Origin of the sequence: Streptomyces hilarionis, from assembly GCF_024539675.1 — a bacterium.
GTDB classification, from domain to species: domain Bacteria; phylum Actinomycetota; class Actinomycetes; order Streptomycetales; family Streptomycetaceae; genus Streptomyces; species Streptomyces hilarionis.
In genome coordinates this window covers 46775-62341 of sequence record NZ_JAHHIT010000060.1, presented here as the reverse complement: position 1 = coordinate 62341, position 15567 = coordinate 46775, and the positions used below count along the sequence as shown (strand labels likewise).

The 15567-nt window shown below is 73.5% G+C and carries 11 protein-coding genes; 6 read left to right on the top strand and 5 right to left on the bottom strand.

What is annotated here, in order from left to right; all coding sequences use genetic code 11:
* The first annotated feature begins 231 nt into the window (after positions 1-231).
* Positions 232-1791 (top strand): 3' terminal RNA ribose 2'-O-methyltransferase Hen1, encoded by a 1560-nt coding sequence (locus KMS84_RS15905; RefSeq protein WP_256916859.1) that lies wholly within the window; start codon positions 232-234, stop codon positions 1789-1791.
* On the top strand, positions 1788-4349 hold the full coding sequence (locus KMS84_RS15900) for a polynucleotide kinase-phosphatase (RefSeq protein ID WP_256916858.1): 2562 nt from the start codon (positions 1788-1790) through the stop codon (positions 4347-4349). Before KMS84_RS15905 ends, KMS84_RS15900 begins: the two co-directional genes overlap by 4 nt.
* Before the next feature lie 49 nt (positions 4350-4398).
* Here KMS84_RS15900 and KMS84_RS15895 read toward each other — a convergent pair whose 3' ends face one another.
* Positions 4399-5313: a hypothetical protein gene (locus tag KMS84_RS15895; protein WP_256916857.1), complete on the bottom strand. Its 915-nt coding sequence runs from the start codon at positions 5311-5313 to the stop codon at positions 4399-4401.
* A complete protein-coding gene (locus KMS84_RS15890) occupies positions 5310-6446 on the bottom strand; it encodes an SPFH domain-containing protein (protein WP_256916856.1) in 1137 nt (378 codons plus the stop codon). The genes KMS84_RS15895 and KMS84_RS15890 overlap by 4 nt, the downstream gene beginning before the upstream one ends.
* A 194-nt stretch (positions 6447-6640) precedes the next feature.
* Here KMS84_RS15890 and KMS84_RS15885 point away from each other — a divergent pair, with 194 nt between their 5' ends.
* Positions 6641-7864: an arginine deiminase gene (locus KMS84_RS15885; protein ID WP_256916855.1), complete on the top strand. Its 1224-nt coding sequence runs from the start codon at positions 6641-6643 to the stop codon at positions 7862-7864.
* Positions 7865-8009: 145 nt separating this feature from the next.
* Complete coding sequence (gene argF, locus KMS84_RS15880) at positions 8010-9017, top strand: ornithine carbamoyltransferase (protein WP_256916854.1); 1008 nt, start codon at positions 8010-8012, stop codon at positions 9015-9017.
* A gap of 45 nt (positions 9018-9062) precedes the next feature.
* Here the strand turns inward: argF and KMS84_RS15875 are convergent, their stop codons facing one another.
* Positions 9063-9524 (bottom strand): ATP-binding protein, encoded by a 462-nt coding sequence (locus KMS84_RS15875; RefSeq protein ID WP_256916853.1) that lies wholly within the window; start codon positions 9522-9524, stop codon positions 9063-9065.
* 313 nt (positions 9525-9837) lie between these two features.
* Between KMS84_RS15875 and KMS84_RS15870 the strand changes: the two genes are divergently transcribed.
* Together KMS84_RS15870 and KMS84_RS15865 are read left to right on the top strand one after the other, a co-directional pair.
* Positions 9838-10665: an enoyl-CoA hydratase family protein gene (locus KMS84_RS15870; RefSeq protein ID WP_256916852.1), complete on the top strand. Its 828-nt coding sequence runs from the start codon at positions 9838-9840 to the stop codon at positions 10663-10665.
* Positions 10662-12977, top strand: a complete 2316-nt coding sequence (locus KMS84_RS15865; RefSeq protein ID WP_256916851.1) for a bifunctional salicylyl-CoA 5-hydroxylase/oxidoreductase — start codon at positions 10662-10664, stop codon at positions 12975-12977. Before KMS84_RS15870 ends, KMS84_RS15865 begins: the two co-directional genes overlap by 4 nt.
* A gap of 58 nt (positions 12978-13035) precedes the next feature.
* On the opposite strand, the gene KMS84_RS15860 is transcribed toward KMS84_RS15865, so the two are convergent.
* Positions 13036-13848, bottom strand: coding sequence for a PaaX family transcriptional regulator (locus KMS84_RS15860; protein ID WP_256916850.1), 813 nt, complete (start codon positions 13846-13848; stop codon positions 13036-13038).
* A gap of 15 nt (positions 13849-13863) precedes the next feature.
* A complete protein-coding gene (locus KMS84_RS15855; protein WP_256916849.1) occupies positions 13864-15468 on the bottom strand; it encodes an AMP-binding protein in 1605 nt (534 codons plus the stop codon).
* Positions 15469-15567 lie beyond the last annotated feature (99 nt).

Here is a 15567-nt window from a genome sequence, read left to right as displayed (position 1 = left end):
CTCGCCCCCCGTGGCCCCCGCCCGTTCGTGGACGCGTGCCGGAGCCGCCGTCGAGGCCGGGTCCCGCCCGCCGTCCGGACGGGGGTCGTGTCCGGCGTCCGACCAGCGCGGACGGGCCTGCGCGCCCCCGAAATTCCCGGGTGCCGCCGGTCGGTTGCCGATACGTTGGGCAGGCGGGCGAGCGCGTTGTCGGCGCTCCCGCTCCCATCCCACCTCTCCAAGGCACCCACCGTGTTCCTGACCCTGAGCACCACCGGCACCCCCGACCGCCCCGCGACCGATCTCGGCTTCCTGCTGCACAAGCATCCCGACAGGGCGCAGGCGTTCTCCACCTCCTACGGCACGGCTCACGTCCTCTATCCCGAGGCCGACGCCCAGCGCTGCACGGCGGCGCTGCTGCTGGAGGTGGACGCCGTGGCACTGGTCCGGCGCGGCAAGGGCAAGGGCCGCGGCGGCGCGCCCGACGCGGCCCTCGCCCAGTACGTCAACGACCGCCCCTACGCGGCCTCCTCGCTGCTCGCCGTAGCGCTGAGCGCCGTGTTCTCCAGCGCCATGCGCGGTGTGTGCGCGGCGAAGCCGGAACTGCCCGCGCAGCCGCGGCCGTTGCGCGTCGCGATACCCGCACTGCCCGCCCGCGGCGGACCCGGCCTCGTCCACGCCCTGTTCGAACCGCTCGGCTGGCGGGTGAGCGCCGAACCGGTGGCCCTCGACGCCCGTTTCCCGCAGTGGGGCGACTCGCGGTACGTGGGCCTCACTCTGGAGTCGCGGACCCTCACCGTCGCGCAGGCCCTGCGGCACCTGTACGTCCTGCTGCCGGTCCTCGACGACGCCAAGCACTACTGGGTGTCGTCCGACGAGGTCGACAAGCTGCTGCGCGCCGGTGAGGGCTGGCTGCCCGACCACCCCGAGCAGAAGCTGATCACCAGCCGGTTCCTGTCCCGCCGCTGGTCGCTGACCCGGCAGGCGACGGAGCGGCTGGAACTCGTCCGCCTCGCCGAGGCCGAGGACAGCGAGGTCGACGCCATCGACAACGCCGTCGAGGCGGAGGCCGAGACGCAGCCGAAGCCGACGCCGCTGGCCGAACTGCGCCGCGAGGCCCTCGTCTCCGCGCTGACCCGCGCCGGGGCCGCCCGGGTCCTCGACCTCGGCTGCGGCCAGGGCCAGTTGGTGCAGGCGCTGCTGAAGGACCCGCGGTTCACCGAGATCGTCGGCGTCGACGTGTCGATGCGCGCCCTCGCCATCGCCGCACGCCGTCTGAAGCTGGACCGCATGGGGGAGCGGCAGGCCGCCCGCGTCCAGCTCGTCCAGGGCTCTGTGGCCTACACCGACGCCCGTCTCAAGGGCTACGACGCGGCCGTGCTCAGCGAGGTGATCGAGCACCTCGACCTGCCCCGGCTGCCCGCGCTGGAGTACGCCGTGTTCGGCTCGGCCCGCCCGCGCACGGTCCTGGTGACGACCCCGAACGTCGAGTACAACGTCCGCTGGGAGAGCCTCCCGGCCGGCCACGCCCGGCACGGCGACCACCGCTTCGAGTGGACCCGGCGGGAGTTTCGCGCCTGGGCGGCCGCGGTCGCCGAACGGCACGGCTACGACGTCGCGTTCCTGCCCGTGGGTCCGGACGACCCCGAGGTCGGCCCGCCCACCCAGATGGCCGTCTTCGAACGGAGGGCGACCGGCGCGGGGAACGACGACGCGCGAGGCGCGGACGCCGGGAGGGGCGAGGAGACGGCCGACGAGGCCGAGCAGACGGCGAAGGCCGACAGGAGCGAGAAGGAGGCGAAGGCGGCGTGAACGACACCAGCGAATCCGCGAAGCCGGGCCGCGTGCTGCCCGTCACCGACCTCTCCCTCGTCGTGCTCGTCGGCGCGTCAGGCTCGGGCAAGTCCACGTTCGCCCGACGCCACTTCAAGCCCACCGAGGTCATCTCCTCCGACTTCTGCCGGGGCCTGGTCTCCGACGACGAGAACGACCAGAGCGCGACCCGGGACGCCTTCGACGTCCTGCACTACATCGCCGGCAAGCGGCTCGCGGCCGGCCGCCGCACCGTGGTCGACGCCACCAGCGTGCAGCCGGACGCCCGCCGTCAGCTGATCGACCTCGCCAAACAGCACGACGTCCTGCCCGTCGCCGTCGTCCTGGACGTGCCGGAGGAGGTGTGCGCCGAACGCAACGCGGCGCGCACCGACCGCGCCGACATGCCCCGCCGGGTCGTCCAGCGCCACATCCGCGAACTGCGGCGCTCGCTGCGCCACCTGGAGCGCGAGGGCTTTCGCAAGGTGCACGTCCTGCGCGGCGTCGAGGAGGTCGAGAACGCCTCGGTCGTCACCGAGAAGCGCTACAACGACCTGACCCACCTCACCGGCCCCTTCGACGTCATCGGGGACGTCCACGGCTGCTCCGCGGAGCTGGAGTCGCTGCTGGGCAAGCTGGGCTACGTGGACGGCGTCCACCCCGAGGGCCGACAGGCCGTCTTCGTCGGCGACCTGGTCGACCGGGGCCCCGACAGCCCCGGCGTGCTGCGCCGCGTCATGTCGATGGTCGCCTCCGGGAACGCCCTGTGCGTGCCCGGCAACCACGAGAACAAGTACGGCCGGTACCTCAGGGGCCGCAACGTCCAGCACAGCCACGGGCTCGCCGAGACCATCGAGCAGATGGAGGAGGAGAGCGAGGAGTTCCGCGCCGAGGTGCGCACGTTCATCGACGGGCTGGTCAGCCACTACGTGCTCGACGGCGGCCGTCTCGTCGTCTGCCACGCCGGACTGCCGGAGAAGTACCACGGCCGCACCTCCGGCCGCGTCCGCTCGCACGCGCTGTACGGGGAGACCACGGGCGAGACCGACGAGTTCGGGCTGCCCGTGCGCTACCCCTGGGCGGAGGACTACCGCGGGCGCGCGGCGGTCGTCTACGGGCACACGCCCGTCCCCGAGGCGACCTGGCTGAACAACACGATCTGCCTGGACACCGGCGCCGTCTTCGGCGGCCGGCTCACCGCGCTGCGCTGGCCCGAACGCGAACTGGTCGACGTGCCCGCGGAACAGGTCTGGTACGAGCCCGCGCGGCCGCTGCGCGCCGAGGCGCCCGGCGGACACGACGGTCGTCCCCTGGACCTGGCGGACGTCCACGGCCGGCGCGTCGTGGAGACCCGCTACGACGGCCACCGCCGTGTCCGCGTCCGTGAGGAGAACGCGGCGGCGGCCCTCGAGGTGATGAGCCGCTTCGCGGTCGACCCGCGCCTGCTGCCGTACCTTCCGCCGACCATGGCGCCCACGGCGACCAGCCGGGTGGACGGCTACCTGGAGCACCCGGCCGAGGCGTTCGCGCAGTACGCCCGCGAGGGCGTCGCACGGGTGGTGTGCGAGGAGAAGCACATGGGCTCCCGGGCGGTCGTCCTGGTCTGCCGGGACGAGGAGACCGCGCGCCGGCGCTTCGGGGCCGCGCAAGGGGCCACCGGCTCCCTGTACACCCGCACCGGCCGCCCGTTCTTCGCCGACGCGGCGGTGACCGAGGAGATCCTCGGCCGGGTGTGCACGGCGGTGGACGAGGCCGGCCTGTGGTCCGAACTGGACACCGACTGGCTGCTGCTGGACGCCGAGCTGATGCCGTGGTCGCTGAAGGCGTCGGGCCTGCTGCGCTCCCAGTACGCGGCCGTGGGGGCCGCGTCCGGAGCCGTCTTCCCGGGCGCGCTGTCCGCCCTGGAGTCCGCAGCGGCCAGGGGCGTCGACGTCACGGACCTGCTCTCCCGCCAGCGCGAACGCGCCTCGGACGCGGCCGCGTTCACCGACGCGTACCGCCGCTACTGCTGGCCGACCGACGGCCTGGACGGCGTACGGCTCGCGCCGTTCCAGATCCTCGCCGTGCGGGGGCGCTCTCTCGCGGCGCTGCCGCACGACGAGCAGCTGTCGTACCTGGACCGGCTGGTGGAACACGACAACACGGGCCTGCTGCGGACCACCCGGCGCCTGTACGTCGACACGGGCGACGCCGGGTCGGTCGCGGCCGGCGTCGACTGGTGGCTGGAGATGACGGGCCGGGGCGGCGAGGGCATGGTCGTCAAGCCGCTGGGCGCTCTGGTGCGCGCCACGGACGGACGCCTGGTCCAGCCGGGCGTGAAGTGCCGGGGCCGTGAGTACCTGCGGATCATCTACGGCCCGGAGTACACGCGCCCCGACAACCTCGCCCGGCTGCGCGGCCGCTTCCTGAACCACAAGCGGTCCCTGGCGCTCCGCGAGTACGTCCTCGGCCTGGAGGCCCTGGCCCGGCTGGCGGACGGCGAGCCCCTGTGGCGCGTGCACGAGGCCGTGTTCGGCGTGCTGGCCCTCGAGTCGGAGCCGGTCGACCCGCGGCTGTGAGAGCGCCTCGCCCGGCCCGTGCCCCCGCGCGGACCGGGCGTCGCGCTGCTCATCCCACCAGCCGCAACCGCTCCTCGCACACCCCGACGCGCACCCGCTGCCCCCACGTCAGTTCCACCGCGTCGGTCTCGATGCCGTCGCCGAAGGCGATGAGGCGCTCCGACTCGACGGTGAGGGTCAGCCGGTGACCGGCCGCGAGTTCGCCCGCCACCAGCGAGGTGCCGGTGGCGGGGGAGGGCCACGCCTCCCGCACGAACCACACCAGCCGCTGCTCCGTGGGGGAGGGGAGGCGCAGACCGCCCTGCGTCCCGCCGCCGCCCCGCTCCTGCCACACCGAGCGGATCCAGCCGGTCGCCCCGGTGCCCGTGCCCACCAGCACCCCGGAGGAGGCCTGGGCCTCGACGGCACCCCCGTCGTCGTCGAGGCCCAGGCGGTAGCGGGCGGTCTGGTGGCCGGCGGCGCCGAGATAGATCTCGTTGAGGGCCAGCAGCCGCTGGGTGTCGTCGGCGACGGCCTCGACCATGGTCAGCTCGGTCGTGCCGGTGGCGGCCGTGAGCGCGCCGGGCAGCAGCGCCGGCGCGTCCGAGGGCCGGTGGCGCACCAGGACGCCCGCGTTGCGGCCCGGGTCCGCGTCGATGCCCACGACCGGCTGCCCGGCCAGGTACTTGGCGACGTTCGCCACCAGCCCGTCCTGGCCGACGACCACCACCACGTCCTCCGGGGCGAACAGGAAGCGGTCGAGGTCGGCGCGCTCCACCCGGCTCTGGCGCCAGGTCAGCGGAATCGCGGCCGTCACCTCCGCCAGGGCGCGCCTCGTGCGGCGGTGCCGCTCGGCGACCTCCTCGATGTCGCGGCCCCGCGAGGAGAGGAAGAAGGCGGCCTGGCCGTGCGTGCCGTGCCGGGCCACCAGCTCCTCGTACTCCGTGGTGCGGTGGACCAGCACGGCCCGCGGGGCGAGACTCACTCCCGTTCCCCGGCCCCGAGCCTCGACAGCAGACCGGTCAGCACGTCCGGCGAGATCGTCACGCTGTCGATGTGCGGCAGGTTCTCCGCGAGCCGCGTCCCGGTGAGCGCGTGCAGGGTCGCCACGTCGACGTCCCCGTGCACCCGCAGCCAGGCCGCCTGGGCCTGCGCCCGCGCCTCGCCGACCTCGCGCGCCGCCTCGGCCTCCGCCCGGGCGAGCCGGACCGTGCGCGCCGCCTCCGCCTGGCCGAGCCGCTCGGTGCGCACGGCCTCGGCCTCCGCCAGCCGCACCTGCCGGTCGGCCTCCGCCTCGGCCAGCTTCACCGAGCGGGCGGCCTCCGCCTCCGCCAGCCGGACGGACCGCGTCGCCTCCGCCTCCGCCCGCACCTTGTCCGCGGCCGCGTTCTCCTCGGCCTCGCGGCGGGTGTTCGTGCCCCGCTGCTCGACCAACTGCTCCTCCCGGCGGGCCAGTTCGATCTGGCTGGCCAGTTCGTTCTCGGCGATCGCCCGCTCCCGCTCGACGGCGACCGCCCGCCGCTCGTAGGTGGCCCGGTCGGCCTCCTGCTGGATCTGCTCGCGCGCCGGGGTGCGCAGCGCCCGCTCCACCTCGGGCTCGGGGCGCAGTGCGACGACGCGGACGGCCACGATCTCGATGCCGGTGGCCGGCAGCCGCGGCTCCGCCGCCAGTCCGGCCGCGACCCGTTCGCGCACCGCCGTCACACCGTCCACCAGCGCCGACGACAGCGAGGTGCGCGCGAGGACGTCCAGCGCGTGCTGCTGTGCCGTCTCCGTGAGCAGGGTGCCGAGCTGTTCCAGGGGCGCGCCGCGCCAGATCCCGGTGTCCGGGTCGATGGAGAAGTCGAGGCGGGCGGCGGCCACGGCCGGGTCGCTGATCCGGTAGGTCACCGTCGCCTGGACGGTCACGTCCTGGAAGTCCGCCGTGCGGGCGTGGAAGGTCATCGCCAGCTCGCGGTCGTCCACCGGCACTTCGGAGAGGGCGGCGCTCAGGGAGCGGAACCAGAAGCTGAGCCCCGGCCCGTCGTGCGCCAGCTCGCCGGAGCGGTGGTGGCGCACGTGGGCCGTCGGAGCGCCCCGCAGATGGCGCCAGCCCAGGCGCCGGGTGATGTCGGCCATGAGTGGCCCCCCTCGTTCCCTTTTCTCGTCACTGCGACGATAAGAAAACGATAGGGGCGCCTCCTCTTGTCGTCAAGAGGACGAGAAAGGGGAAGGGTGCGGAAGCGGTCCCCGTCCGGGCGGAGTCGTGCGAAAACGGTCCCAAGAAGGCCGAGCAGGGGGTGAAGACGGTCCTCGGTGGTCAGGATGGAGGCATGGGATTCCACGTCGACTCCGAGGCCGGGCGGCTGCGCCGCGTCATCCTGCACCGGCCCGATCTCGAGCTCAAAAGGCTCACCCCCAGCAACAAGGACGCGCTCCTCTTCGACGACGTGCTCTGGGTGCGCCGGGCGCGCGCCGAGCACGACGGTTTCGCCGACGTGCTGCGCGACCGCGGCGTCGCCGTCCATCTCTTCGGCGACCTGCTCACCGAGGCCCTGGAGATCCCGGCGGCCCGCGCGCTCGTCCTGGACCGCGTCTTCGACGAGAAGGAGTACGGGGTGCTCGCCACCGACCACCTCCGCTCCGCCTTCGAGACCCTCCCCGCCCCGGAGCTGGCCGAGGCCCTCGTCGGCGGCATGACCAAGCGGGAGTTCCTTCAGGCGCATCCCGAGCCCACCTCGGTGCGCTTCCACGTCATGGAGCTCGACGACTTCCTCCTCGACCCGCTGCCCAACCACCTCTTCACCCGGGACACCTCCGCCTGGATCTACGACGGCGTCGCCATCAACGCCATGCGCTGGCCGGCCAGACAGCGCGAGACGGTCCACTTCGAGGCGATCTACCGCCACCACCCGCTCTTTCGCGCGGAGACGTTCCGCGTCTGGTCGGAGGGGCAGGCCGACTACCCGTCCACCATCGAGGGCGGGGACGTCCTCGTCATCGGCAACGGCGCCGTGCTGATCGGCATGAGCGAGCGCACCACCCCGCAGGCCGTCGAGATGCTCGCCCACAAGCTGTTCGCCGCGGGATCGGCCCGGACCATCGTGGCTCTCGACATGCCCAAGCGGCGGGCCTTCATGCACCTCGACACCGTGATGACGATGGTCGACGCCGACGTCTTCACCCAGTACGCCGGGCTCGGCATGCTCCGGTCGTACACCATCGAGCCCGGAGCCGGCGAGAAGGAGCTGAAGGTCACCGACCACCCGCCGGAGCACATGCACCGCGCGATCGCGGCGGCCCTCGGTCTCAGCGAGATCCGCGTGCTCACCGCCACCCAGGACGTCCACGCGGCCGAGCGCGAGCAGTGGGACGACGGCTGCAACGTCCTCGCCGTCGAGCCGGGCGTCGTCGTCGCCTACGAGCGCAACGTCACCACCAACACCCATCTGCGCAAGCAGGGCATCGAGGTGATCGAGATCCCGGGCAGCGAGCTGGGCCGGGGCAGGGGCGGCCCGCGCTGCATGAGCTGCCCGGTCGAACGGAGCGCCGTATAGTCGTACGTCTGTCTGTATAAAAATGCCGAGGGTCGTATAGACTTCCGGGGTCCGCGTCGCCGCCGCCTCCGATCACGGAGGTCCTCCCGGCGGTTCGCGCGGCAGCTTTCACGGCAGATCTCACCGCACCTCTGGAGCGACCCCCATGGCGACAGTCCCGACCGCCCTCGCCGGCCGCCACTTCCTCAAGGAGCTGGACTTCACCGGGGAGGAGTTCCGCGCTCTGATCGCCCTGGCCGCCGAGCTCAAGGCCGCCAAGAAGGCCGGGACCGAGGAGCGGCGGCTGCGCGGCCGGAACATCGCGCTGATCTTCGAGAAGACCTCGACGCGCACCCGCTGCGCGTTCGAGGTCGCCGCCGCCGACCAGGGGGCGTCGACCACCTACCTCGACCCCTCCGGCTCGCAGATCGGCCACAAGGAGTCGGTGAAGGACACCGCGCGCGTGCTGGGCCGGATGTACGACGCCATCGAGTACCGCGGCGACAGCCAGCACAAGGTCGAGGAGCTCGCCGCCCACGCGGGCGTCCCCGTCTACAACGGTCTCACCGACGACTGGCACCCCACCCAGATGCTCGCCGACGTGCTCACGATGACCGAGCACAGCGCCGAGCCCCTGGAGAAGATCGCCTTCGCCTACCTCGGCGACGCCCGCTTCAACATGGGCAACTCCTACCTCGTGACCGGCGCGCTCCTCGGCATGGACGTGCGGATCGTCGCCCCGAAGAGCTACTGGCCCGCACAGGAGGTCGTCGACCGCGCCCACGAGCTCGCCGAGGCGAGCGGGGCCCGCGTCACGCTCACCGAGGAGCTCGCCGAGGGCGTCCGCGGCGCCGACTTCGTCGCCACCGACGTGTGGGTGTCCATGGGGGAGCCCAAGGAGGTCTGGGACGAGCGGATCGCAGCCCTCGGCCCGTACGCGGTGACCATGGACGTCCTGCGCGCCACCGGCAACCCCGGCGTCAAGTTCCTGCACTGCCTCCCGGCCTTCCACGACCTCGGCACCAAGGTCGGCCGCGAGATCCACGAGAGCCACGGGCTGGACTCCCTGGAGGTGACGGACGAGGTGTTCGAGTCGGCCCACTCCGTCGTCTTCGACGAGGCGGAGAACCGGCTGCACACCATCAAGGCGGTCCTGGTCGCCACCCTCGCCTGAGGGCCCGCGGCCCCTTCCCCCGCGGCCGCCGGATCGCGGACGGGTTCAGGCCGGTCCCGCGCCGCGCTGCGGCGGGACGGCGGCCAGCCTGAACCACACCGCCTTGCCCCGCTCCGTGGGCCGGTGCCCGCAGGACGAGCTGAGCGCGCGGATCAGCAGCAGCCCGCGCCCGTGCTCCTGCCAGGGATCGGGCTCCTCGCCGGACGGACGGGTCAGGTCGCCGGGCGCCGCCGGGTCCGGGTCGTGCACCTCGATCCGGCAGCCGGTCGGCCGCAGCTCCACCACCAGCTCTATCGGGGCGTCCCCCGAGGTGTGCTCCACGGCGTTCGCCACCAGCTCGGCGGTCAGCAGCTCCGCCGTGTCGCTGTCCGCGACGTGCTTGCGCTCGGCCAGCGCCGTACGGACCAGGGCACGGGCCACCGGCACGGCCGCGGCGGAGTGCGGCAGCGCGATCCGCCAGGAGGCGGCTGCGTCGGAGGGGCGTTCGTGCAAGGTGAGTCCGTTCATGGCGCAGGTTCCCGCGATCGGCATCGGACGGTCCTGCCTTCGGCTTCAGGAATGGTACGGCGGCCTCCGGCAGAAGCGCTCGGCGGGCGTCGCGCGGGACCTGCGGCCCCGTTGCCGGTGGGCTTACCCGGCACAACGCCCGACCTCGCGCACCTGATCCCGTTGTTACCGCGTTATCGACGACCGGTGACGTGTGTGACGAGGGCATGTCGTGCGGTGACACGGCGATTCTTCCCGTCCGCTCTATCGCGTACTCATGACGGCAGTCACAAGAGGGTGATAACTTCGAGAGACCGTCGAGGAGGCCGCCCTCATGAGTCCTTTCACCGGCTCCGCCGCCCGCACCTCCGACTGGCGCCATCTGCACGTCCAGCTCGCCGACGGCGTCGCCACCGTCACCCTGGCCCGTCCCGAGAAGCTCAACGCGCTCACCTTCGGCGCCTACGCCGACCTGCGCGACCTGCTCGCCGAACTGTCCCGGGAGCGCTCCGTGCGCGCCCTGGTGCTGGCCGGCGAGGGCCGCGGCTTCTGCTCCGGCGGAGACGTCGACGAGATCATCGGCGCCACCCTCGGCATGGACACCGCCCGGCTCCTCGACTTCAACCGGATGACCGGGCAGGTCGTGCGCGCCGTGCGCGAGGCCCCGTTCCCGGTGATCGCGGCCGTGCACGGCGTGGCGGCGGGTGCCGGGGCGGTCCTCGCGCTGGCCGCCGACTTCCGGATCGCGGACCCCGGCGCCCGCTTCGCGTTCCTCTTCACCCGCGTCGGCCTCTCCGGCGGCGACATGGGCGCCGCCTACCTCCTGCCGCGGGTCGTCGGCCTCGGTCACGCCACCCGGCTGCTCATGCTCGGCGAACCGGTCCGCGCCGCCGAGGCCGAGCGCATCGGCCTGATCAGCGTGCTGACGGAGGAAGGACAGGCCGACGAGGCCGCGCGGGCCCTGGCCCGCCGCCTGGCCGACGGCCCCGCACTCGCCCACGCGCAGACGAAGGCCCTCCTCACGGCGGAGCTGGACATGCCGCTGGCGGCCGCCGTGGAACTGGACGCGGCCACCCAGGCCCTGCTGATGCACGGCGAGGACTACGCCGAGTTCCACGCGGCGTTCACCGAGAAGCGTCCGCCCGCCTGGAGGGGACGGTGACGGCGGCGGCCCGGGCCGTGACGAGGGCGGCGGCCGACGAGCCCCTGCGGGTCGCGATCGTCGGCGGCGGCCCCGGCGGGCTGTACGCGGCGGCGCTGCTGAAGCGCCTCGACCCCGCCCGCGAGGTGACCCTGTGGGAACGCAACGCCCCCGACGACACCTTCGGCTTCGGCGTGGTCCTCTCCGACGAGACGCTCGGCGGCATCGAGCACGCCGACCCGCAGGTCTACGCCGACCTGCGACGGCACTTCGTCCGCTGGGACGACATCGACATCGTGCACCGCGGCGTCAGGCACACCTCCACCGGGCACGGCTTCGCCGCCCTCGGCAGGAAACGCCTGCTCGGCATCCTGCACGAACGGTGCCGCTCCCTCGGCGTCGACCTGCGCTTTCGCACGCGGGCCCCGGACACCGCCTCGCTGGCCGCGCGCCACGACCTCGTCATCGCCGCCGACGGCGTGCACAGCGCCACCCGTGAGACGTACGCGCACGTCTTCGGGCCCCGGCTCACCGGCCACCGCTGCCGCTACATCTGGCTCGCCGCCGACTTCGCCTTCGACGCCTTCCGCTTCGAGATCGCCGAGACCGAGCACGGTGTCGTGCAACTGCACGGCTACCCGTACGCGCCCGACGCCTCCACCGTCATCGTGGAGATGCGCGAGGAGGTGTGGCGGGCGGCCGGTTTCGACGCACTCGACGAGCGGGAGTCGGTGGAGCGCTGCGCCAAGATCTTCACCGAGGCCCTCGGCGGACGCCCCCTGCGATCCAACGCCTCCACGTGGACGACGTTCCGCACGGTGGTCAACGAGCGCTGGTCGCACGGCAACATCGTCCTGCTGGGCGACGCCGCCCACACCGCCCACTTCTCCATCGGCTCCGGCACCAAGCTGGCCGTCGAGGACGCGCTGGCGCTGGCCGCCTGCCTGGACGAGCACCCCGACCCGCGCACCGCGGCCACCGCCTACGAGGCCGAGCGCAGGCCGGTCGTCGCCTCCACCCAGCGCGCCGCCGCAGCCAGCCTGGAGTGGTTCGAGAACGTCTCCCTCCACCTCGACCAGCCGCCCCGCAGGTTCGCCTTCAACCTCCTCACCCGCAGCCGCCGGGTCACCCACGACAACCTGCGCCTGCGCGACTCCCGCTTCACCGACGCCGTGGAACGGGAGTTCGGCTGTCCGCCGGGCACCCCGCCCATGTTCACCCCGTTCCGGCTGCGCGGCCTCACCCTGCGCAACCGGGTCGTCGTCTCGCCCATGGACATGTACTCGGCGGTCGACGGAGTCCCCGGCGACTTCCACCTCGTCCACCTCGGCGCCCGCGCCCTCGGCGGCGCGGGGCTGGTGATGACCGAGATGGTGTGCGTGTCCGCGCAGGGGCGCATCACCCCGGGCTGCGCCGGTCTCTACACCGGACGGCAGGCCGACGCCTGGCGGCGGATCACCGACTTCGCGCACGAGCAGGCGCCCGGGGCCGCCGTCGGCGTCCAGCTCGGCCACTGCGGACGCAAGGGCGCGACGAAGCTCATGTGGGAGGGCATGGACGAACCGCTGCCCGACGGGGGCTGGCCGCTCGTCGCCGCCTCCCCCCTGCCGTACACACCGCGCAGCCGCACGCCCCGCGAGCTGACCCGGGCCCAACTCACCGACCTGCGCGAACAGTTCGCGTCCGCCACCCGGCGTGCCGCCCGCTGCGGCTTCGACCTGCTCGAACTGCACTGCGCGCACGGCTACCTGCTGTCGGGCTTCCTCTCCCCGCTCACCAACCGCCGCACGGACGCCTACGGAGGCTCGCTCGCCGAGCGGCTGCGCTTCCCGCTGGAGGTGTTCGACGCGGTCCGCGAGGCGTGGCCGGCGGAACGGCCCATGACCGTCCGCATCTCCGCCACCGACTGGGCGCCGGGCGGCACGACGGCCGACGACGCCGTCGAGATCGCCCGGGCCTTCGCCGCCCACGGCGTCGACGCGATCGACGTGTCCAGCGGACAGGTGGTGTCCGACGAGCACGTCGAGTACGGACGCTCCTACCAGACGCCGTTCGCCGACCGCATCCGGCACGAGGTCGGCGTCCCGGTGATCGCGGTCGGCGCGATCTCCTCCTGGGACGACGTCAACTCCCTGATACTCGCCGGCCGTACGGACCTCTGCGCCCTGGGCCGCCCCCATCTGTACGACCCCCACTGGACCCTGCACGCGGCCGCCGAACAGGGCTACACCGGACCGGGCGCGCCCTGGCCGGCCCCCTACCGCGCGGGCAGCCGCCCGCCGCGCACCGGACGCGCGGACGCCCCCGGGCCCCGTCTGCGGCTGGAGGGCTGACAGCCCGCCGAAGGAGGCGCGAGCACACGGGACACCGGCGCCCCGGGAGAGGGTGCGTTCACACCCCGGCGAAGTCCGCCCCCGCGTCCCGCAGCCGTTCGTGCAGCCCCTGGAACACGGCGGCGGACCGGGCGCCCGGCCAGTCGTGCGGCAGCAGCCGCGCGGGCAGGCCGGGGTCCGCGTAGGGCAGGTGGCGCCAGGAGTCCAGGGCGAGGAGGTAGTCGCGGTAGGCCTCCTCCGGCGGGGTGTCCCGCCGCTCCTGCCAGGCACGCAGCACCCCCGCGTGACGGTCGAGGAAGGCCTCGTGCTCCTTGGCGATGGCCGCCAGGTTCCACCAACGGGCGACGGCCTCCGCGGTCGGGGCGAAACCCAGATGCTCCCCGCGGAAGAAATCGACGTACGCGTCCAGACGCAGCCGCCGCAGCGTGTGCCGCGTCTCCTCGTACAGCCGGGCCGGAGCGATCCACACGCCGGGGGCGGCCGTGCCGAACCCCAGACCCGCCAGCCGCGACCGCAGCACGTGCCGCTTCTGCCGCTCCGACTCCGGCACGGAGAACACCGCCAGCACCCAGCCCTCGTCGGCGGCCGGCGCGGTGGCGTAGATGCGGCGGTCGCCGTCGTCGAGCAGCTGACGAGCCTCGTCCGAGAGCGCGTAGCCGGCCGCGCCCCGCTCCGTGCGGGCCGGCAGCAGCAGACCGCGCCGCTTCAGCCGCGACACCGACGAGCGCACGGAAGGCGCGTCGACGCCCACCGCGGCGAGCAGCCGGATCAGCTCGGCGACGGGCACCGGGCCCGGGGCGAAGCGTCCGTACGCGCCGTAGAGCGTGACGATGAGAGACCGGGGTGCGGGCTGGTCGGACACGTTGATCATCTTAGGTCGTCGGTATCACTGCTGGTCACCATCGGTGCAACCGCTTGTGCGCAACCGGAATCGCTGTAGTTTCCCGGTCGCGGTGCGCGGCAGCGCGTCCAGCAGGACGAACTCGCGCGGACACTTGTACGGCGCCAGCTCCCGCCGGAGGAAGGCGCGCAGCGCCTCCGTGTCGCGCGGGGCGCCCTCGCGCAGCACGGTGAACGCGACGACCACCTGGCCCCGCCGCTCGTCGGGCCGCCCCACCACCGCCGTCTCGACCACGTCCGGATGGCGCAGCAGCGCCTCCTCCACCTCCGGGCCCGCGATGTTGTACCCGGCCGAGACGATCATGTCGTCGGCGCGGGCGACGTACCGGAAGTACCCGTCGGCCTCGCGGACGTAGGTGTCTCCCGTGACGTTCCAGCCGTCGCGCACGTACTGCCGTTGCCGTGGATCGGCGAGATAGCGGCAGCCCACCGGGCCGCGCACGGCGAGCAGTCCGGGCTCGCCGTCGGGCACCGGCGCGCCGTCGGCGTCCTGCACGCGCGCCTGCCAGCCCGGCACCGGGACGCCGGTCGCCCCGGGGCGGACGTCGTCGTCGGCCGCGGAGATGAAGATGTGCAGCAACTCGGTGGCGCCGATGCCGTTGATCAGCCGCAGCCCGGTCCGCTCGTGCCAGGCCCGCCAGGTCGCGGCGGGCAGGTTCTCGCCGGCCGAGACGCAGCGCCGCAGCGAGGACAGGTCGTGCCCGCCGAGCTCGTCGAGCATCGCGCGGTAGGCGGTGGGGGCCGTGAACAGCACGCTCACCCCGTGCTCGGCGACGGCCGGCAACAGCTGCCGGGGACCGGCCTGTTCGAGCAGCAGCGCACTGGCGCCCGCCCGCAGCGGGAAGACGACGAGCCCACCGAGACCGAAGGTGAAGCCGAGCGGCGGGCTGCCGGCGAAGACGTCGTCGGGCAGCGGCTTCAGCACGTGTCGCGAGAAGGTGTCGGCGATCGCCAGCACATCCCGGTGGAAGTGCAGACAGCCCTTCGGGCGACCGGTGGTGCCCGAGGTGAACGCGATCAGCGCCACGTCGTCGCACGCCGTGTCGACGGCCCCGTACGGCCCGGTCGGCGCGGGCCGGTTGAGCAGGTCCCCGGGGGAGTCGCCGCCGTACGTCGTGATCCGCAGTCCGGGGATCTCGGCCTTGACGAGGTCGTCCACGGCCCTGACGTCGCACAGCGCGTGCTCCACCCGGGCGATCTCGCACAGGGTGCGCAGCTCCTGCGGCCGCTGCTGCGCCAGCACGGTCACCGCGATCGCGCCCGCCTTCAGCACGGCCAGCCAGCAGGCCGCGAGCCAGGGCGTGGTCGGACCACGCAGCAGCACACGGTTTCCGGGGACCACCGCGAGCTCGCCGCTGAGCAGATGCGCGATCCGGTCGACGCGGGCGCGCAGCTCCCCGTACGTCCAGCACGGCCCCGACGGGGTGCGGAACGCGACCCGGTCCGGCGGCGCGTGGGCGAGCAGTTCGACGGCGCAGTTCAGCCGGGCGGGGTAGTCCAGCTCGGGCAGATCGAAGGACAGCTCGGGCCACTGCTCGGGCGGCGGAAGGTGGTCGCGCGCGAAGGTGTCGACATGGGCCGAGACGTTCATCAGCGTTCGTCCCCTTGCCTCGATGGACTTCCGGCCGGGCTGCCCGGGCGGGCTTCGTCATGAGGGGTCGCGCAAGGAGCGTATCGCGTTGGTGACGAC